Here is a 20,017-nt window from a genome sequence, read left to right as displayed (position 1 = left end):
TATGAGTCACGATCATTCCTTAAATCCGGAAACAATGCCGGCAGAACCAGAAAAGGCCACCCTTGAGGGTAAAAATAAATTTTTAGGCCTGTGGTTCTTCCTTGGTGGAGAAACAGTTCTTTTCGCAAGTTTATTTGGAACTTACCTTGCATTGAAAAATTCAACAGCAGATGGTCCGACCTCAAATGAATTGTTCGGATTAGGCCTTGTTTTTCTTATGACAATCTTGTTGCTAACAAGTTCTTTAACTAGTGTATACGCTATGTATCATATGAAAAATAATGATTTTAAGAAAATGCAGCTATGGTTGGGGATAACCGCCCTGCTTGGGGTAGGATTCCTGGCTTGTGAAATTTACGAGTTTGCTCATTATATTCAAGAGTATGGATTTACATTCCGTTCATCAGCATTTGGATCTGCTTTCTATACATTAGTTGGCTTCCATGGCGGTCACGTTTTATTTGGACTTTGCTGGCTGATGGCATTGATGGTGCGTAATGCAAAAAGAGGCTTGAATTTATACAACGCACCAAAGTTTAATACATTCAGTCTTTACTGGCACTTTATTGACGTTGTATGGGTATTCATTTTTACAGTTGTATATTTAATGGGAAAGGTGGTTTAATTGATGACAGACAACACCAGTACCAATAAAATTGATTCATTTCGAAAACAGAAAGCCAAAGAGGAAATGAAAAAACAATTGATTACCTTTGCTTTGATGATTGGTTTTACATTGATTGCTTTTGCAATAGTTGCAACAGAAGCTATGGATAAAATGTTTGTTGTTCCAATTCTTCTCATCTTAGCGCTGGTCCAAGTTGGATTTCAATTTTACTATTTTATGCATCTGAAAGATAAAGGAAATGAAATGCCTGCTACAATGATTTATGGTGGCGTTTGGGCTGCAATATTAACTATCGTAACTTTAGTTGTTATAACTTGGTGGTAATTTTTTAAAAAGATCGGGGGAGCCCCGATCTTTTTTTACGATGTTAGTTATAAACGGAATTTCTTAAACGGATATTTCGCTTGGAAATTATGGATAACCTTTGTTTTAGGAAAGGCTGTTTTCATAAATTTCACTATTTTATAAACTACACAATTGATAGAAACTACGAACTAAAATCAGCGATGATAATTCCATCAGCCGCTCAGGAAATATAACCACACTTCCAGAATCATATCAGCCATCCACCGAAATATCCTCTATGTGATCAGTGGCTACTTATTTTTGGTTGTTTGGGCATAGAGAGGCGCTCTATGTGACCGGTGGCTATTGTCTTCTAGCTATTTGGCTCAGAGAAGTACCCCAAATCCTGATAATCCATTCAACCCGCGAAACATTCGTCCCAAGTTGAAATCAACAGAGCAGTTATGTCGCATTCTATAGATTTTGTGTAAAAACAATGATCTTTTAGCAAACAATATTAAGGAATAACGTGATTGTTTGCTAAAATGTCACATTCAAAGCGTGTACCATGAATTAAAATGAGTTATAATATATAGATACAATCCGTTATTTGGAGTGAAAAATCATGTGGTTAGAATTACAAATCTTTGGATTTCGTGCATTATGGAGTCCATATTTCTTATTATTTGTTCTGTCAATAGCAGTCCTATATTTTCTGATTACCGGGCCATATCGTCATAAATTTGGCGGAACAGAAAAACCATCTGTTAAGCAGCAAATTTACTTATATACAGCGTTATTTTTATTATATGCTGTAAAGGGTTCTCCAATAGATTTGCTTACACACATAACGTTAACAGCTCACATGATTCAAATGGCAATTTATTACCTTGTGTTTCCTATATTGGTTATTAAAGGATTGCCAGAGTGGGTTTGGAGAAAATTTGTAAATATTAAAATAGTCAAACCAGCTTTCAATTTATTTACAAAACCAATTATTTCATTGCTGTTATTTAACACGCTTTTTTCTCTTTATCATATCCCGGCTATATTTGACTTTGCAAAATCATCACAGGCTGCACATACATCCATTTCGCTTATTATCCTTATTGCTGCATTTATCGTGTGGTGGCCAATCATGACACCAATTAAAGAGTATGACACAGTTCCACCACTGCTGAAAATAGGTTATATTTTTGCTAATGGTGTTTTAATTACTCCGGCTTGTGTATTGATTATATTTGCTGATCATACATTATTTGCGGCATATACCCAGGATGGTGCATGGCTTCAGGCAATGGCTTTATGTGTGCCTGGAGATGTACTGCAAGGAATCACATTTGCTATTTCAGGTCCTGAAATGTTTTCGTCAATGAGTGCGCTGGAAGATCAGCAATTAGGCGGAATCATAATGAAGATTATGCAGGAAATTACGTATGGAATTATTTTAGGAAGAGTGTTCTATAAATGGTTTAATAGAGAAAGCCTTAAAATTGATCCGATTCCTGCTGAAACAAACTAGAAACTGTTTTGAAAAAATCCGGATTTTATCCTTCAGAGATAGAATTCGGAGATTTTTCATGAATGGTCATCATTCTTGATGTAGAAAGGATACATGTTACAATGCCGTTTTTACCAACAATAAGTACATTTTTTATATTATTAAGTGCCATATTAGTGGCTATTGGCTGGAGATTTATCATAAAAGGGAATGCAAAATCACATAAAAAAACGATGATCTCAGCTGCCATCAGTGCACTTCTATTTTTCATTATTTATGTATCACGAACCATTTTCATCGGGAATACAAGTTTTGGTGGTCCGGATGAGCTTAAAATATATTATACGGTCTTTCTAATTTTTCATATCATTTTAGCGACAACTGGTGCATTGTTTGGCATAGTTACACTTACTTTGGCTCTGAAGCGTAAAATCACTATACACAGGAAGATTGGTCCAGTAACAAGTGTTATATGGTTTTTCAGTGCGTTAACCGGAATTGTTGTATATCTGCTGCTGTATATTATCTATGATGGCGGAACAACAACCAGTATGCTTAAAGCAATACTAGGGACATAAAAAAGGAAGAGCATTGGCTCTTCCTTTTTTTATATCTTTAGTTTCCATTTAATAATTTCTGCTTCTTTTGCTGAGTTAAAAGCAATGACAAGAAGCGGCCCGAGAATAAATCCGAAAATTCCCAGCAGCTTTAATCCTATAAACATCGAAATCAATGTTGCAAGTGGAGACAACCCAATATGCTGGCCCATTACTTTTGGTTCTACTGTTCTTCGTATTGCAAGAAGAATAATTGCCAGTATTGCGATTTGAATTCCCATGGCAGTATCTCCGGCTAATAGAAGGAATAACGCCCATGGACCAAGAACAATGATAGATCCAATTATTGGTATTAGATCAACAATCCAAATGATTAAAGACATGATTATAGCAACTTCAGGAGTTATGATGAAAAGTCCAATCAATGTTACTGCCAGAATGATGAGACTTACTAGAAATTGCGCTTTGAAAAATCCGAGAAAAACACTGGAAAGTCTGGCATTCATAAAGGAAACTTTTTCTGCGGTTTCTTTCGTCAACATGCTGTAGGCTTTCGATTTCAGCAGAGGCAATTCAAGTATAAATAAAAATAGGGCAATCAGATAAACAAGAAAACTAATTAAATATTGAGGGACTTTTGCAAAAATCTGTGCAATATTGTCTAAGGTGATTTTTTCTTTTGCAGTAGTACTCAATGCCGTTAAATTTTCTTCAATACTATCAGAAACCTGATCAACAAATTCATCAGGCAGGTTATTGGTGTATTGTTGAACATCTGATTCCCAATCACTGTAAACTTCATTCAGTTTATTAAAATGGGCAGGAACATCTTCTACAAAGTTGACCACCTGTGTTACAGCTTTTGTTACGATAAATGTCCCGGCAATTCCGATAATGAGCAGAAATAGCAGAAAAACGATAATAACTGAGGTTTTTCTATTTATTTTTACTTTTGATTGGATTAACCTAACAAGTGGATTAAGAAAAAGTGCCGTGATGAAGGCAACAATTAACGGAACAGATATTGGCAAAATAAAGAAGAAAATCAATAAAAGAACAATAGTTAAAAAAATCAGTGTCCATTGGCGTTTAGAAATAGCACGAAACAAAGTATTACGTTGGCTCCTTTCAAAATTAAAATCGGTTGGAATTATGTATATATGAAATATAGCATTAATTTGATTATTTGAACAGAAATAAATAACCGGTTTTTTAAAAAAGCTGCCCCGAAAATGCAAGGCAGCTGACGTTTATGGTAATTTATTTTTTATATTGGGCTATTTCATCTGCTACTTTAGTTACAAGTGTTTTCGCACGCTCTACAAGATTTTCAGGGAAATTTTCACCTTCACCATATTCTACGCCATGCGGATAGTAGTGTTTACCTAATAAAGGTGTCATTAATTGAATCACCGCATTTCCACGGTCTACGTCTCCTTCAACAGCATAGCCTTGAATTCGAATATAATATGTAATATTTTTTTCTTTGGAACCGATTTTATAATCATAGGTTACTCGTTCATAATCCCATTGGCCAGCACGAATAAAAGCATGTTTTCCTGTTAAATGATCCAGTGGTTTTAAATCTATAATTACATCTTCTATTCCTGTGTTTTCTATTCTCATTTTTTCCACCTCACATATTTGTCCTCACTAAACTATAATAGTACGAAATTACGTAAGTTGCAACGGAAACGCCAATATTTTCTATCACAGACTGATTTCTATATAATAGCAAATACATATATATCCGTTATCGAACAGTTAAAATAATAGAGAAAGCAGAATGGAATCTTTAGTTGGGACATATAGTAAATTATATATCAAAAAGGAGTACGTGTTCATGCGATTTCTTCGATTCATACTGATAGTGTCCCTTATAGCTATTGCCGGATTTTATTTTATGGAAAAGAATGACCTTACAACAGAGGAAGCAATCGAAAACATAAGTCCTATCGTAAAAGAGAAGAAAAGCCTGATTGAATCAAAAACAGCACCTGAGAAACAACCAGGTATTCCGCTTGAAGGCGATCTTTTTCAGTGGATAGGAAAAGACTCTGATGAGCTTGTTCAAACACTTGGTGAGCCAATCAGAAAAGATGTAAGTGCATATGATTATACATGGTGGGTATATACAGATCAGGAAAATCAGTATATCCAATTTGGCGTTCTGGATGGTGATATTGAAACAGTTTATGCGGCAGGCAGCGGTTTAGAAATAGCACCTGCATCTATTGGACAAGCATATGATGAAATGAAAGAGCAATTTTCATTTTCAAAAGAAGTCACATACAACAATGGGTTTTCTTCTTATACATTTCGATTAAATGAAGACGAATTGAAAATGCGCCCATTAGTAAAAATGAGTGATGATATTTTTTTACAATGCTATTTTGACACTTTTACAGAAAAGCTCTCATCTATTCGTGTTTTAACATCTGATATCCTTTTGAAACATCGTCCATATGAAATAGAATACCGAGGGAATCTGCCAGATGAACCACTGTTATCAGATGAGGACTGGGCAGAAGTGGAAAACGGGATGGAAAAGCAAATATTTGATCTGACAAATGTGTTGCGGAGCCATTACGGAAAGTCTGAATTAGCATGGGAAGAAAATGTGAGTGAGGTTGCATTTCTGCATAGTAAAGATATGGCTGAAAATAATTATTTCTCCCATTACAGCAAAGACGGCAATGGTTTAAAAGAGCGATTAGCAGTAGAGGATATTTTCTATCTTGCGGCAGGAGAAAATATTGCTGCCCAATATCCGGATGCAGCTGCAGCAATGGAAGGCTGGCTGAATAGCGAAGGGCACCGCGAAGCATTACTGAATGACGATTATACTCATCTCGGAGCCGGTGTTTACCGTTTTTATTATACACAAAATTTTTTATCCAGACCGTAAAAAAACAAAAGCAGTCAAGTGCTTTTGTTTTTTTAACGTAATTCGTGATAGGCGCATAAATTAGTAGCAGATGACTATCCGAATGAGGTGAGAAAATGAGTGGAGAAACGCTGGATCCAACAGTAATGCAATTTAAGCAATTTATTAATGAACATCCAAAATTAATTGAAAATATAAGAAGAAGCGGAAGGTCCTGGCAGGAGTATTATGAAAAATGGGCTCTACTTGGAGAAGATGACCCAGTGTGGGATCAGTATAAGTCAGAGGATACTAAAACAGAAAAGAATACGGGTCATGGAAAAGAAAAAAACAGTGAGCTGTTTGGTCAATTGATTAAGATGACTGAAAACATGGATATAAATAAGGTGCAAAAGCAGGTTCATCAGTTAAGTAGTACGATATCTACAGTTCAGGAGCTTTTAGATCAGTATCAGGAAACAAAAAAGCCGAAGCAAGGTGGAAACCGGCCATTTAACTGGTTTCAGGATTAGGGAGGATACCATTGGATATTACTGTATATAACTATTTAGCAGGCAATGCCAGGCTGACTATGTTTGTTCGCTATAATCCCGAATGGTATCGTTACCTTTCACGGGATCCTGACAGAATTGATGAATTGGAAAAGGCTGCTAAGCAATTTTATGGGCAAACCTTTCCCCAGCGTGTGGAAAAACTGAACAATCAGGTGCAAATGGTAGGAATGCTATTGCAATTTGCTGGTGCTATGAAAGATTAATCATTTTCATGTCCACTATTAAATGATATGATGATAGTGGAGGTGTAAAGGATGATAGCTACGCTGGAATATGCAAGTATACTTGACCGGTCCGAATCATTAGGAAAGATGGTAATGGATTCAGAGGTCATGGAAGCATATAACCAATCACGAAAAGAATTAAATGAAGATCAAACAGCACAGCAGCTTATTAAAGCTTTTGCAAATATAAAGGATCATTATGAAGACATACAACGGTTTGGACGATATCACCCGGATTATAATGAAATTATGAAAAAGGTGCGCATGTCGAAACGGGAAATGGATATGAACGATAAAGTTGCTGCATTTAAAATTGCAGAGCGAAATTTACAGAAACTTTTAGATCAAATCAGTCAATATATTGCTGAGAGTGTAAGTGAGCAGATTAAAGCTCCTAAAGATGGCGCTGCATTAACCGATAGCGGCTGTGGCTGTGGCAGTGGAGGAAGCTGCGGCTGTGCATCCTAATTGCCCGATGCGGTATAAATAGATTGAAGTAAGTTGTCTGTTTTGATACACTAGTTTGAAAAAGATGTGGGTGAGAAAAAGGGATGATGACAAAACGGCAGGGATTGATTGTCTGGTTTCAGCATATGAAAAATATTAAACAAATTAAAAGGTATGGCCATTTAATTTATACATCGAAAAAACTAAGGTATGCTGTAATCTATGTGGACCAGTCAGAAATAGAGAATGTCGAAACTAAATTACTCAAACATTCATTTGTTTCAAAAGTAGATCGTTCCTATAAACCTTTTGTTGAGACAAATTTTGAGAATGCAAAGCCGGATAAGGCAAAACAATATGACTACAAGATGGGAATCTAAAACCTTTGCACAAGAGCTGGACGGCTCTGCAAAGGTTTTTTTGCTGTAAAATGAAGACTGTTTACATATCCTTTGGAGCTCTTGTAACACCGCAGCCGATGGAAAAGGCGACGTAAAATCAGCGATGATAATTCTATCGGCCGCTCAGGACATATAAGCACTCTTCCACCATCATATCAGCCATCCACTGAAATATCTCCTATGTGACCGGCGGCTACTTGTTTCTGGTTGTTTTTGCTTAGAGAGGCTCTCTATGTGACCGGTGGCTACTTGTTTCTGGTTGTTTGGGCTTAGAGAGGCTCTCTATGTGACCGGTTGCTACTTATTTCTGGTTGTTTGGGCTAGAGAGGCTCTCTATGTGACTGGTTGCTACTAATTTCTGGTTGTTTGGGCTCAAAGAAGCGTTCTATGTGACGGGTGGCTACTAGTTTCTGGCTGATTGGGTTCAGAAAAGCGCTCTATGTGACTGGTAGCTATTGTTTTCTAGGTGTTGGGCTCAGAGAAGTACTTCAAATCCCGATAATCCGTTTAACCCGCGAAACATCCGTCCGAGGTTGAAATCAACAGAGCAGTTACGTCGCAGTCTATAGAAATGCTGCGTGGATCAAAAAGCAAGAATTATAAAAGGAGCAAAAAGAAAAAAACCTGCAGAAAAATTCCTGCAGGTCCCTTTGTTTTCCTTTAAGGAAAAACAAAAAGGCAAAGGGAGAGGAGAAACCGGAGAAAGAACTTATGGGGAAGTTTAAGTCTTCTCCGAGTTTTGAAACAACCAAGCTAACAGTTAGCTGTCTCATTATGTTATTATGTACGACTGAAAAAAAAATATACGCTTACATTTCCTTTTTTTCGATCCTGTGGTAGGATTTAAATGTCGAATAGTGGCAAAAGAGGTGAGTCTGTGCGTGTAATTGCAGGTGAGTTAAAAGGAAGACAGTTAAAAGCAGTGCCGGGAAAAGCAACCAGACCGACTACAGATAAGGTGAAAGAAGCTGTATATCAGGTGATTGGCCCTTTTTTTGATGGTGGAACAGTAATGGATTTATTTGCAGGCAGCGGGTCACTTGGGATTGAGGCATTAAGCAGAGGAATGGATACATGTGTGTTTGTTGATAAACACCCAAAAGCAATACATACAATACATGAAAATGTAAAGGCTATGAAACTGGAAGGTCAGGCGGAAGTCTTTCGTGCAGACGCTTTTCGCGCCATCAATAAGGCAGCAAAAAGAAAACTAAGTTTTAATCTTATTTTACTTGATCCACCCTATAAGAAGGTTGTCTATGAAAAGCTTTTAAATGAAATTGTAGAGTTTCAGCTAATCAGAGAAAATGGAATAATTTACTGTGAACATGATATTATGGAAAAACTCCCGGACGACCATGAAAATTTCACACTAATTAAACAGGAAAACTATGGGGGAACCATTGGGGTATCAATCTATAAATTGAAGTAGAAAGGGGCAAACAATATGAGTAAACTAGCAATTTGTCCAGGTAGCTTTGATCCGATTACATACGGACATATTGATATTATCCAACGCGGGGCAAGGATATTTGATCGTGTTATTGTAGCAGTATTCAATAATCAGTCAAAGGCACCATTATTTTCAGTGGAAGAGAGGATTCACTTAATACAGGAGTCCGTAAAACATCTGCCTAATGTTAGCGTTGATTCATCTGATCATTTGTTAATGGACTATGCAAAAGAGCAGAATGCAGATGCTGTAATCAGGGGACTGCGTGCAGTCAGTGATTTTGAATACGAGATGCAAATTACGTCCATGAACCGAAAGCTTGAAGAAAACATCGAAACATTATTTATGATGACAAATAATCAATATTCTTTCTTAAGCTCAAGTATTGTAAAAGAGGTAGCAAAATATAAAGCAAATGTCTCCGACTTAGTGCCGGAAGTTGTGGAAAAGGCATTAAAAGAGAAGTACAAATAAGAAAAAGATGTTGCGGTGTTTAAATTCTGCAACATCTTTTTTCTTTCTAATTGGAGAAATTAGCGTATTTTTATTGTTCGCTTGTACAGAATCATTGCAGCAATACCTAAAAAGACAATGGTGATTACTGGCCCAATCTGCTCCAGCGTGTTCAGTGCAACTGCCCAGAGGTTTTGTTTAGCCTCATGTGATACGGGGATATCATCCAGCTCAAAGGCCTGCTTATTTAAGTATAATGGCTTAAATAATATCACTGTTAATACACTTCCGACGATACCATGAAGTATTCTTGAGAAAAAATACGGGGAAAAGCGAATATCTGTTTTTGATAGAATACTTGCGACTTGTGCCTGTATGGAAAAACCATTAAATCCAAGAATAAAGCTGACAATAATTGCTTCTGCAAGAAGGGTATCAATTGTCAGATCGGATATTAATTTCGCGCCGATTGTTATTTCAAATAAACCGGAGAAAAAAGGTAGAGCCAGTTCTGCAGGCAGTGCAAATAACTTTAACAGCTGTTCAAAAAATATGGAAATAACGGGTGAGACTCCTGTCATAAAAATGAGTTTAATTAAAACAGAAAAAAGTATGATAAAGCCGCCAACCATCACAAGTGTTTTGATTGAATTTAATACAGCATCACCAACTACTTCCCCAAATGGACGTTTGTCATTCATTCTGGTTCGATGCATTTCTTTAAATGCCCTGACTATTGATACTTTATTCTTACTTGGAGGCGATTGTCCGGCTATTATACTTTTTTCCTCCTTTCTGCCATAAAACCTCATACAAATTCCAACAATAATATTTCCGGCATAATGACATACAGCCAGCAAAATGCCAAGTTTGGCATCACCAAAAAAGCCGATGGAAACAGCGCCGAAAATAAATAAAGGGCTTGAGTTGTTTGTAAATGAAACAAGCCTCTCCGCTTCAATTTTTGAAATTTGTTTTTCTTCACGTAACCGGGCCGCAATTTTGGCTCCCGTTGGATAGCCACTTGCCATCCCCATAATCAGACCGAAGCTGCCTACCCCGGGAATCTTAAATAAAGGTCGCATGATTGGCTCAAAAAGAACACCGAGAAATTTCACCACTCCAAAAGCAAGCAATAATTCTGCCATAATGAAAAATGGAAGTAAAGAAGGAAAAACTACTTCCCACCACATATTCAGTCCCCGAATACTTGCCTCAAGAGCGTCATCTGGAAATTTAATTAATGAGAAGACGATAAAGACAGTGATGCCTGCAAATAGTAAAGATTTTATTTTTTGACTCAATATGAAGCCCCCTGCCTGCACAAGCCTTGCCCTGTACATCTGAATTGGTTAGTAGTAGAATAATTCTAGCTTGTTTAAAAAACTTTTTGATTTGTACAAGTCTATACAATATACGCACATACACATCTTATTTATGCCATACACTTTTTAATGATATTAATTTACATTGATTGGTTAATTGAAATTGGACGGGGGCTAAACATGAAGTTTTCAAAGAGACATATTTTTTCCTTGCTTATAATTATAATAGCTGCATTTTTACTTTCCTCTTATAAACTGCCATATTATATACAAAAACCAGGTGGTGCAGATGCATTAAATCCAATTGTTGAGGTGGCAGACGGCTTTGAAAGTGAGGGAGATATGCATCTGGTAACTGTCAGCGGCGGTCAGGCAACTCCCATTCAGTATGCCTTTGCTAAAGTCATGCCACATCATGAGATATTACCACTTCATGCGGTCAGGCCAGAGGGAATAACGGATGAGGAGTATATGCAGGCGCAGCTGCAAATGATGGAAGGTTCTCAGGAAGCATCAACTGTTGTTGCATATACCGCAGCGAATGAAGATATTACAATTGAATATAATGGCGTATATGTTGTATCAGTTGTTGAAAAAATGCCTGCAGATGGAAAACTGCAAATAGCTGACAGAATTATTGGGATCAATGGAGAGGAAATTAAAGAGGCTGATGATTTAATCAGCTATGTTGAGAGTAAGGAAGCTGGAGACGTTATTACACTTGATATAGTGAGGGAAGAAGAAAATATCACGAAAGATATAAAATTAGAAAGATTTGAAGATATGGATAATAAAATAGGGATTGGAATTCAGCTGGTTACAGACCGCAGTGTAAGTGTGGAGCCAGAAGTACGTTTTTCCAGTGGCAGAATAGGCGGACCCAGTGCGGGCTTAATGTTCTCACTTGAAATATATGACCAGCTGACTGAAGATGACCTGACAAAGGGCTATGAAATTGCCGGCACTGGTGAAATAGATTATAACGGTAAAGTCTACCGGATCGGCGGCATTGACAAGAAAATAGTTGCGGCAGATAAAGAAGGTGTTGATATTTTCTTTGCACCAAATGAAGATGGTGCAGAGGATTCTAATTACCAGGTAGCAAAAAAGACGGCTGAAGAAATTGGAACAGATATGAAGATAGTTCCAGTAGATACATTCGAAGAGGCTTTAAATTATTTAAAAGAAGTGGAATAAAAAAATAGACCTGCAATGGTCTATTTTTTATAGTCTGGTTTCATCATTCAGTTATTATAGGTGCTAGTAATTCCTGTTTGAAAAGCTCCTGTCTGTTTTTTGGACAAAGGATGCTGTAGTATGCTTTAACAGCCTTCTCTTCCAGTTGCTGTACTGGATGTTTATTTCTGCTAAAGCTTGATATAATAGGTATCTCCATGTTTTGTTTTATTTTATTTAAATAGTTCTGTCCTGTTTTTGTCATGCCTAACAGACGTATATATGGAACAGTTGAACCTGATTCGATATCTTTTATATCAGATTTTTTTGTGTTTGTTAAAATATGTACAAAAATCCGCTGAAGCCGTGTCCATGTATATCGCTTTGTTTTAATTTTCTCAATCCAATCATGAAAGGATTCTGCCTGTTTGGCGGTTTTTTTAATGCGGAATTCCAGCCCTTCGTCAACACCATGGATGGCCGCGAGCTCTTGCTCGCTCATTGTCATGACACGGTAATAAACGAGTTGGAAATAATTTTCCCATGTATGCCAGGAGGAGGCGTGTGAGATGTAATCCTTCAACTGCTTAATTGTTGCAGCAGGCATTGTGTCATTCGCTGTTTTGGTAATGGACTCATGTGTCAGCAGCTCTTTTCGTATGCTTGTCGCACTGGCGATTGAGCCTGAGATTGTTTGCTGATGATAGCCACTGCTAGTCCTTGTTATGGTTAATGGCTTAATTGGCAGCTGCTGCTCAAGAATTTCTTTTACATAGCTGAAGCCAAGTATATTATTTGGTTTTGTTAAATCCATCTCACCGCCAGATAAACCTATTTTTTCATAGGCATGCCTGCTGGCTTCTGGAAAGGATAATCCGTTTTGCAGGCCGGACTGAAGCATTTCTTTAAACCCAGCTTCATTTTCTTTAAAGATTTCATAGCTTGTTATAAAATGGGATATATCACCAGACTCACTGCCAAAACAAATACTGTCAACCCCTGCCTGATACAATGTTTGAACAGAGCCTTTTGCAAATAAATCACTGCTTTGCACTGCATAGGGATAAGGTAATTCCAAAACGAGATCTATCCCTGACGCAAGGGCAGCCCGCACTCGGTGAAATTTATCAATAATTGCAGGCTCGCCACGTTGCAGGAAGTCACCGCTCATTACAGCAATCATGCAGTCGGCTTCAGCTGTCTTTTTGGCTTCCTGGATATGGTACACATGTCCATTATGAAACGGATTGTATTCAACTATCAAACCACATGCTTTCATGTAAACAACTCCAATCCGGTTTAGTGATAATTATTGTACCAAAAATACGATATAATGTAACGAATGAGGAGAAATAATCCGATTATAGAAAAAAAGACCGGGAATGCTAAAAATGAAGAAATCTATTTAAGACATTATTTAACTTTAACTGTAAAGAAAATATGTTGACAAAAGTCTATTTTTCTTTTAAAATAACTCTTGTTGCCTTGAGGTGATAACAATGAAATTTGCTTTAGCACAAATAAGAAAACGTGCAAATAACGAGCCTTTTGCATTTGACGAAAAGGTTGATGTTTCCGAACTGGAAACAATGAATAACGATATACGTGAAATTAAACCTGTCCGAGTGCATGGAAAATGCTTCTTTCAGGGTGAGGAAATTATCGTTTCTTTTACGATCAACGGGGAAATGATTTTGCCTTGTGCACGTACATTAGTGGATGTACCATATCCTTTTGAAATTAAAGTAGATGAGGTTTTCTCAATCTCTTCTTATTATGGCAGAGAAGAAGAGGAAAATGAAATTCATCCGGTTAATGGAGAAGTTCTTGACTTATCTCCATATATAAAGGAAAATATTTTATTAGAGATTCCTTTTCGTGTATTTTCTAAAGATACAAGTGACCAGGAAGCAGCACCTGTAAAAGGACAGGGATGGGAATTTATTTCAGAGGATACGAATGAAAAAACGATAGATCCACGTTTTAAAAAATTGGAGTCTTGGATGGAAAACAAGAAAGAAAAATAGGGATTTTATTCTGATGTTTTTGCTTTCATGAAATGAAGGAGGTGTAAGTCATGGCAGTACCTAAAAGAAAAACTTCTAAAAAAGTTAAGAATCAGCGTCGTACCCATAAAACACTACACGTACCTGGCATGGTAGAATGTTCAAATTGTGGTGAATTGACAAAATCACATCATGTATGTAAATCATGTGGACATTATGATGGTAAAGAAGTGGTAAGTAAATAGTATATTTAAAAAGCGGATCGCATCAGCAATGTGATCCGCTTTTTTACATCTAGCATTTTTCGTGAATACTCTTGGTTTTTAATCTTGGCAGTTGATGAAAACTGTGAACTAAAATTAGCGATGATAATTCCAACGGCCGCTCAGGAAATATAACCACATTTCCACTAGCATATCAGCCATCCACTCTCTATGTGACCGGTAGCAACTTGTTTCAGGCTATTTGGGCATAGAGAGGTGCTCTATGTAACCGGTAGCTACTTGTTTCAGGTTGTTTGGGCTTAGAGAAGTACCCCAAATCCTGATAATCCATTCAACCCGCGAAACATCCGTCCGAAGTTGAAATCAACAGAGCAATTATGTCGCAGTCTATAAATTTTGTGTCAAAAACAACGATCTTTAAGAAAACAGCCTTACATAAAAAACGAGTCCAAGGAGCGAGGTTGAATGACTGAATCAGTAGCATATCAGAAAATCACTGATCTAAACTATGGTCAAATTTTGATAAACCGTCCGGATAAACATAATGCAATATCTAAGGAAATGGCTGAGGAATTTAAGAAATGTCTAGCAATGGCAAACCAGGATGAAATTAAATTTTTGGTAATTACCGGCGCAGGGGATAAGATGTTTTGTGCGGGAGGAGACCTGAATGATCTTCATGGGAATTTGACCCCAGATGAAGCTTTTTTGCAATTATATCCAATGAAGGAGGTCCTGTATGAAATTGTATCATTTCCCGTACCAACTATATGTCTATTGAATGGGAATGCGTTGGGTGGAGGCTGCGAGATTGCGACAGCATGTGATTTTCGAATTGCCAGATACACTAGTACCTTTGGGTTTGTGCAGACTAATTTGGGAATAACGCCTGGCTGGGGTGGTGGGACTCTCCTTTATGAAAAGGTTAATCCTAATTTTGCCTATCAATGGCTGCTTGAAGCACGCATTTTAAACGCGGAGAAGTTAGAGCAGACTGGATGGCTCCACCATGTAGTAAAAGATGAAGAAATGGGTAATACAGAAAAATTATTGAAACCCTATTTAATAAAATCATATAAACAGATGAAAATATTAAAAAATCAATACAAGAAAAAGATATCAAGCCTTGGTTTAGCATCACTTATGAACGAGGAAGTTCGCAATTGTGCTAATTTATGGGATTCTAAGGAGCATATAAAGGCTGTGGAGAAATTTTTAAATCGTCATTAACGAGAGAATGTTCAAAAAGTCACTAAATTATAAGCGTCGAATCTCGCACGAATGCTTGTTTTTAAAAAGCGTATGCACCTGCGTCTGCAAGCTTGGTCTGGGAAGCTATGTTTCTCGGTTCAAGGCAGCAAAGAAGTTTCGCATGTAGCCGCCTCACTTCACGTATCAATTGCATACGTTCTGCTCCTTGGAAAAGAAAAGCACTTTTCCTGCGTAAGATGGTTATTCGGAGAAGCTTTGGCTAGTGCTTAAAACTTCGCCGTCTCGACCTTCTTGCTTCTAATTCGGCACCTTTTTGAACATACACTTTAACAGTATTTTAAAAACATTTATTCTATCACTCCTATTTTTTGCATACATTGATAGCAAAAGTATAAGGAGGGATGTTATGAACGCAACAAGACAGGATGCATGGACCAAAGATGAAGATATCCTGCTTGCAGAAACAGTACTTAGACATATAAGACAAGGAAAAACACAGCTGGAGGCTTTTAAAGAAGTAGCAAAGCAACTATCACGCACATCAGCTGCTTGCGGCTTTCGCTGGAATGCAACCATCCGTAAAAACTATCATGAAGCGGTTCAGCACGCAAAAGAAGAAAGAAAGCAAGGAACAAAGAAGGAAATCTGGAGGTTTGACAATCCTGAAAATCAAGACAAAAATACAATAGATACTGCTATATTACTATTGGAAAAAATGAAATCGGGTTATCCGGAAGAAAATGCACTTCACCAGGAACATACGGAATTGGTAGAGAAATTAGAGAAAGAAAATGAACAATTAAAACAGCAATTATTACGTTATGATAATGCCTGGGAGGAAATAGGAAAGCTGTGGGGATGGGTTAAAAACGGACCGAATGATTAAGTAAAATAAAAGACATGAGGGTAATTTACCATTCATGTCTTTTGCGTTTCTTAAATCGTTTTTAAGTTCAAAAGGATTCGCCATTCATTTTTAGTTCGATTCTTGTTCTTTTACACCATCAGGCATCCAAATCAGCGGATTTTCACCAAGATCTCTTTCCATATCGTAATGAGCTTTCTGAAAGTCCATTTTTTCCCAAAAGCCATGTGAGTTAATTCTTGGGTTCGTTTTAATAGGCACGTTATAGCTCTTTGCAAAATCAACTAGTGCTTTCCCATAACCATTTCCGCGGTAATTCGGAAGCACTTCCAATTTCCATAATGTCAAATAGTCCTGTGGCGGTTCAAAATAGGCATCATATTTTTCCATCACTTTATAAAGACTCATTCTGGCTACAAGGTTGTTGCCATAATAAATGCCATAGAATGGAGAATCTGCATCGTTTTCCACCATGTTATTTTCCAGGTCTTCAAGCATTGACAGCTCCTGATTGCCATACTCTTTGAAGTACTTGAATTTTTCCAGTGTTTTATAGTTGATTAGTAATTTTTCTACCTTTATTTGCTGCATGGAACTCTCCCCCTTATATACTGCAGCAGAAATCGTATTGTATTAAAAACACCAATACAATTTCCCTGCTTTTACATAAATATCTGAATTATTCAGGTTTTCTATTAACCTTATTATAATATAAAAACATACATTTTGAAATAAGGATGAGGCTAATTCCTATATTTGTATTCATATTTAAATAAATGTGCCCAATTGCAAGACATTTTGTTACAATAAATATGAATGAAAGGCGGGATGGAAATGGATATTGGAGTGATAGGCGGCGGCTCTGTTGGTCTGCTGCTGAGTGGATATCTTTCGCTGCAGCATACGGTAACATTATATGTGAGACGCAGTGAGCAAAAAAGTACTATCAACAGTGGTGGTATTGAGTTTACCCATTCCACAAAGTCAATTCCCATTAAATCCCTGCTGATTGGTGAACAAAAAAAAGAAGATTGTATTATAATCTGTGTAAAACAAACTGACATTGCATCTGCTTTACGAGTCCTGGAACAGGTGAATGAAGATACCTCAGTAATATTTTTACAAAATGGAATGGGACATGTTAAATATTTAAAGGGCATGAAGCATCCTGTGTATTTAGGAACTATTGAACATGGAGCACTGAGGATGGATGACCGGACAGTAAGGCACTCGGGAAAAGGGAATATTAAATTATCCGCATATAACCAGGACATGTTGAGTTGCAGCAAGCTTTCAAAGAAACTGCATCAGGAATACTTTCCTGTAATAGCAACAGAGCACTGGTCAAAATTACTTGCTGAAAAATTGGTGATCAACGCAGTTATTAATCCATTAACAGCACTGTTCGACTGCAAAAACGGTGAATTATTAAATAACACCTTTATACTTAAACTCGCCCGTGAATTGTGCAGAGAAACTTCATTAGTGTTAGGTCTGAATGGCGAGGAACAATGGGAGCGGGTAAAAAAGGTTGCCGAAAATACAGCTGAAAATCGATCATCAATGTGTACAGATTTAAAAGAAAACAGAAAAACCGAAATTGAAGCAATTACAGGATACCTGTTGGATAACAGTGAAAATAAACATATTCCATATACAGCATTTGTCTATGACAGTATTAAAGCATTGGAAGTGAAGAAGGGGATAATCGAATAGGGATGGTTGATTATATAGTTTATTTTTTTGCGTTTTTTATAACGGTGCCATTTTTTGCAACATTGGTTGTCTATATGATTTCCAGAAAAGTTCATCCAGGCAAATGGAAGGCTGTTCATAAAGCAGTTAACTGGACAACAATATTATATATTATTGCAGATATCATGCTCATTTCTATCATTTTTGACAGACAGTTTACTGGGATCGCAGCAGTGATACTGTTGTTTATACTTACATTAATTATTATCATTCAATGGAAAACCAATACAGAAGTTTTATTCGGCAAAGCTTTTAAAACGCTTTGGCGTATTTCCTTTTTATTGTTTTTATTTATATATATCTGCTTGCTGATGATTGGAATTATTCAGCGGATTTTCTTTTACTGATCAAATCTGAAACAGATTGGGTGAATTTCATTACAGATTTATGTACAATACATAGAGGAAATTAAGAACAGAAGGAGTATGTGATCTATGCGGATCGACCCAATACATTTACATAATCAAAGCAATTTAATAAATGATTATCGCTATAATAAAAATAAAATAATACAGTTTTTTGACTATCAGCCATTCTCAGATTCCCGTCAGAGAGTTGAAGATTTAAAAGAGAGAAGCTTTGACAGGGAGCAGCTGACAACTGTATTAGAGAAAATAAATAAGGAATGGGATGCTCCGGAATCCACTTTTCAAAATATCAACCGGTTAAAAAAAGAGGATAGTACTGTTGTGATAGGCGGTCAGCAAGCTGGCCTGATGACAGGACCAATGTATTCGATCAATAAAGTTATTTCTATTATCCAGTTGGCCAAACAGAAGGAAGAAGAACTGAAAACCCCTGTTATCCCGGTTTTTTGGATAGCAGGAGAGGATCATGATTTTGATGAAATAAATCATGTGTACCTGCCTGATGTGCCAAAAATGAAAAAATATAAGCTAATACAGGAAGTGGTGCAGAAAAGTTCTGTTTCAGATTTAAAAATAGATGAAATAAAAAGCAGCCAGTGGCTACACAGCCTGTTTGAGGACTTGACTGAAACAGAGTTCACAAATGACTTGTACGCATTAGTCAAAGGCTGTTTGGATCAGTCGGCTACCTATGTAGATTTCTTCGCACGTGTTATTTTCCAGCTGTTTGAAGAAGATGGTCTTGTTCTGATAGATTCGGGTCATCCTCTGGTACGAAGAATGGAGAGCGGATATTTTATTCAGCTTATTGAAAGACAGCCTGAAATTAGCAAGGGGGTCTATCGCGCACTGAAGGGTTTGGAGGAGGAAAACTATTCGATTGCTCTGGACGCTGAACCTGATGATGCACATCTGTTCTACCATCATAATGGGGAGCGGGTTTTACTCACCCGTACTGAGGACGGAAAATGGATTGGAAAGCAGAATGAGGTAATATTTACAACTGATGAACTAATTGCCATCGCAAAGGAACAGCCGGAATTATTAAGCAATAATGTAGTTACAAGGCCACTAATGCAGGAACTGTTATTTCCATCGCTGGCTTTTATTGGGGGACCTGGAGAGATAAGTTATTGGTCTGTGTTAAAACCGGTATTTTTAGCATTTCAAATAAAGATGCCTCCAGTTTTTCCAAGGCTTTCTTTTACATATTTGACCAGAAATACAGAGAAAGCATTAAAGAAATATGATATTACCACTGAACATGCCATTAATAAAGGAGTAAGTGATATAAAAAATAATTGGCTGATGTCTAAAAATGAGCCATCCATTGATAAAATTGCCGAAGATATTAAACAAGCGATTGAGCGTGCACACCAGCCTTTAAGAGAAATTGCCAATGAGATGCGTTCAGATTTGGGAGCACTGGCAAAGAAAAATTTATATTATCTGCATTCTAATGTGGATTACCTGGAAGATAGAATCATAAAAGCAATGAAAGAAAAATATGACAAGGAACTATATGAATTTGATTTGCTAAATATAGCACTTAGACCGGCAGAAGGATTACAGGAGAGGGTATGGAATCCGCTGCCATGGCTAAATGAATATGGTATTGACTTCATAAGAAGACTGGCAAAGGAAACTTGTTCGTTTGAAAATGAACATTATGCAGTTTATATGTAATGGCTCCCCA

24 protein-coding genes are annotated in these 20,017 nt (G+C 37.1%); 19 read left to right on the top strand and 5 right to left on the bottom strand.

Annotated features, from left to right (window positions below; all coding sequences use genetic code 11):
• Position 1 precedes the first annotated feature (1 nt).
• The 4 genes from CIL03_RS04635 to CIL03_RS04620 all read left to right on the top strand — a co-directional run bounded on the left by CIL03_RS04635 (position 2) and on the right by CIL03_RS04620 (position 2,992).
• Positions 2–625: a cytochrome (ubi)quinol oxidase subunit III gene (locus CIL03_RS04635; RefSeq protein WP_094884030.1), complete on the top strand. Its 624-nt coding sequence runs from the start codon at positions 2–4 to the stop codon at positions 623–625.
• 3 nt (positions 626–628) lie between these two features.
• A complete protein-coding gene (gene ctaF, locus CIL03_RS04630) occupies positions 629–952 on the top strand; it encodes a cytochrome c oxidase subunit IVB (protein ID WP_094884029.1) in 324 nt (107 codons plus the stop codon).
• Between the two features lie 586 nt (positions 953–1,538).
• The gene (gene ctaG / locus CIL03_RS04625) at positions 1,539–2,435 is read left to right on the top strand and encodes a cytochrome c oxidase assembly factor CtaG (protein WP_094884028.1); all 897 of its coding nucleotides are present in this window, start codon (positions 1,539–1,541) and stop codon (positions 2,433–2,435) included.
• A gap of 101 nt (positions 2,436–2,536) precedes the next feature.
• On the top strand, positions 2,537–2,992 hold the full coding sequence (locus CIL03_RS04620) for a DUF420 domain-containing protein (RefSeq protein WP_094884461.1): 456 nt from the start codon (positions 2,537–2,539) through the stop codon (positions 2,990–2,992).
• A 29-nt stretch (positions 2,993–3,021) separates the two neighbouring features.
• Here CIL03_RS04620 and ytvI read toward each other — a convergent pair whose 3' ends face one another.
• Together ytvI and CIL03_RS04610 are read right to left on the bottom strand one after the other, a co-directional pair.
• Positions 3,022–4,080 (bottom strand): sporulation integral membrane protein YtvI, encoded by a 1,059-nt coding sequence (ytvI, locus tag CIL03_RS04615; RefSeq protein ID WP_094884027.1) that lies wholly within the window; start codon positions 4,078–4,080, stop codon positions 3,022–3,024.
• 151 nt (positions 4,081–4,231) lie between these two features.
• On the bottom strand, positions 4,232–4,597 hold the full coding sequence (locus CIL03_RS04610) for a YugN family protein (protein ID WP_094884026.1): 366 nt from the start codon (positions 4,595–4,597) through the stop codon (positions 4,232–4,234).
• Positions 4,598–4,814: 217 nt separating this feature from the next.
• On the opposite strand from CIL03_RS04610, the gene CIL03_RS04605 reads away from it, so the two are divergent.
• From CIL03_RS04605 to coaD, 7 genes are all read left to right on the top strand, one after another.
• Positions 4,815–5,879 (top strand): CAP domain-containing protein, encoded by a 1,065-nt coding sequence (locus CIL03_RS04605; protein ID WP_094884025.1) that lies wholly within the window; start codon positions 4,815–4,817, stop codon positions 5,877–5,879.
• Between the two features lie 95 nt (positions 5,880–5,974).
• Positions 5,975–6,370: a YlbD family protein gene (gene ylbD, locus CIL03_RS04600; RefSeq protein WP_094884024.1), complete on the top strand. Its 396-nt coding sequence runs from the start codon at positions 5,975–5,977 to the stop codon at positions 6,368–6,370.
• An 11-nt stretch (positions 6,371–6,381) separates the two neighbouring features.
• Positions 6,382–6,615: a YlbE-like family protein gene (locus CIL03_RS04595; protein ID WP_094884023.1), complete on the top strand. Its 234-nt coding sequence runs from the start codon at positions 6,382–6,384 to the stop codon at positions 6,613–6,615.
• Positions 6,616–6,666: 51 nt separating this feature from the next.
• Positions 6,667–7,104 carry a YlbF/YmcA family competence regulator gene (locus CIL03_RS04590; RefSeq protein ID WP_094884022.1) on the top strand — a complete coding sequence of 146 codons (438 nt, stop codon included), beginning with the start codon at positions 6,667–6,669 and terminating at the stop codon, positions 7,102–7,104.
• 83 nt (positions 7,105–7,187) lie between these two features.
• Entirely contained in the window at positions 7,188–7,463 is a 276-nt protein-coding gene (locus tag CIL03_RS04585) for a YlbG family protein (RefSeq protein WP_094884021.1), read from the top strand.
• 898 nt (positions 7,464–8,361) lie between these two features.
• Positions 8,362–8,916 (top strand): 16S rRNA (guanine(966)-N(2))-methyltransferase RsmD, encoded by a 555-nt coding sequence (gene rsmD, locus CIL03_RS04580; protein WP_094884020.1) that lies wholly within the window; start codon positions 8,362–8,364, stop codon positions 8,914–8,916.
• Positions 8,917–8,931: 15 nt separating this feature from the next.
• Positions 8,932–9,411, top strand: coding sequence for a pantetheine-phosphate adenylyltransferase (coaD, locus tag CIL03_RS04575; RefSeq protein WP_094884019.1), 480 nt, complete (start codon positions 8,932–8,934; stop codon positions 9,409–9,411).
• A 59-nt stretch (positions 9,412–9,470) separates the two neighbouring features.
• Here the strand turns inward: coaD and ylbJ are convergent, their stop codons facing one another.
• Complete coding sequence (ylbJ, locus tag CIL03_RS04570; protein WP_206207666.1) at positions 9,471–10,694, bottom strand: sporulation integral membrane protein YlbJ; 1,224 nt, start codon at positions 10,692–10,694, stop codon at positions 9,471–9,473.
• A 201-nt stretch (positions 10,695–10,895) separates the two neighbouring features.
• On the opposite strand from ylbJ, the gene CIL03_RS04565 reads away from it, so the two are divergent.
• A complete protein-coding gene (locus CIL03_RS04565; protein ID WP_094884017.1) occupies positions 10,896–11,912 on the top strand; it encodes a SepM family pheromone-processing serine protease in 1,017 nt (338 codons plus the stop codon).
• Positions 11,913–11,955: 43 nt separating this feature from the next.
• Here the strand turns inward: CIL03_RS04565 and CIL03_RS04560 are convergent, their stop codons facing one another.
• On the bottom strand, positions 11,956–13,170 hold the full coding sequence (locus CIL03_RS04560; protein WP_094884016.1) for a nucleotidyltransferase: 1,215 nt from the start codon (positions 13,168–13,170) through the stop codon (positions 11,956–11,958).
• A gap of 220 nt (positions 13,171–13,390) precedes the next feature.
• Between CIL03_RS04560 and CIL03_RS04555 the strand changes: the two genes are divergently transcribed.
• The 4 genes from CIL03_RS04555 (at position 13,391) to CIL03_RS04540 (ending at position 16,219) form a co-directional block, all read left to right on the top strand.
• The gene (locus CIL03_RS04555) at positions 13,391–13,918 is read left to right on the top strand and encodes a YceD family protein (RefSeq protein ID WP_094884015.1); all 528 of its coding nucleotides are present in this window, start codon (positions 13,391–13,393) and stop codon (positions 13,916–13,918) included.
• A 50-nt stretch (positions 13,919–13,968) separates the two neighbouring features.
• Positions 13,969–14,142 (top strand): 50S ribosomal protein L32, encoded by a 174-nt coding sequence (rpmF, locus tag CIL03_RS04550; RefSeq protein WP_094884014.1) that lies wholly within the window; start codon positions 13,969–13,971, stop codon positions 14,140–14,142.
• A 444-nt stretch (positions 14,143–14,586) separates the two neighbouring features.
• Positions 14,587–15,351 (top strand): enoyl-CoA hydratase/isomerase family protein, encoded by a 765-nt coding sequence (locus CIL03_RS04545; RefSeq protein WP_094884013.1) that lies wholly within the window; start codon positions 14,587–14,589, stop codon positions 15,349–15,351.
• A gap of 388 nt (positions 15,352–15,739) precedes the next feature.
• Complete coding sequence (locus tag CIL03_RS04540) at positions 15,740–16,219, top strand: RsfA family transcriptional regulator (protein WP_094884012.1); 480 nt, start codon at positions 15,740–15,742, stop codon at positions 16,217–16,219.
• Between the two features lie 90 nt (positions 16,220–16,309).
• Here the strand turns inward: CIL03_RS04540 and CIL03_RS04535 are convergent, their stop codons facing one another.
• Positions 16,310–16,789 (bottom strand): N-acetyltransferase, encoded by a 480-nt coding sequence (locus CIL03_RS04535; protein WP_094884011.1) that lies wholly within the window; start codon positions 16,787–16,789, stop codon positions 16,310–16,312.
• A gap of 243 nt (positions 16,790–17,032) precedes the next feature.
• Between CIL03_RS04535 and CIL03_RS04530 the strand changes: the two genes are divergently transcribed.
• The 3 genes from CIL03_RS04530 (at position 17,033) to bshC (ending at position 20,007) form a co-directional block, all read left to right on the top strand.
• Complete coding sequence (locus CIL03_RS04530) at positions 17,033–17,914, top strand: 2-dehydropantoate 2-reductase (RefSeq protein ID WP_165767890.1); 882 nt, start codon at positions 17,033–17,035, stop codon at positions 17,912–17,914.
• 2 nt (positions 17,915–17,916) lie between these two features.
• Positions 17,917–18,300, top strand: a complete 384-nt coding sequence (locus tag CIL03_RS04525) for a DUF3397 domain-containing protein (RefSeq protein ID WP_094884009.1) — start codon at positions 17,917–17,919, stop codon at positions 18,298–18,300.
• A gap of 87 nt (positions 18,301–18,387) precedes the next feature.
• Positions 18,388–20,007, top strand: a complete 1,620-nt coding sequence (bshC, locus tag CIL03_RS04520; RefSeq protein WP_094884008.1) for a bacillithiol biosynthesis cysteine-adding enzyme BshC — start codon at positions 18,388–18,390, stop codon at positions 20,005–20,007.
• Positions 20,008–20,017: the final 10 nt, after the last annotated feature.

The sequence above is a fragment of the Virgibacillus indicus genome (assembly GCF_002266285.1).
GTDB classification, from domain to species: Bacteria; Bacillota; Bacilli; order Bacillales; family Amphibacillaceae; genus Virgibacillus_K; species Virgibacillus_K indicus.
The sequence above is the reverse complement of the archived record's forward strand: the minus strand, read 5'-3'. Positions and strand labels throughout refer to the sequence as shown.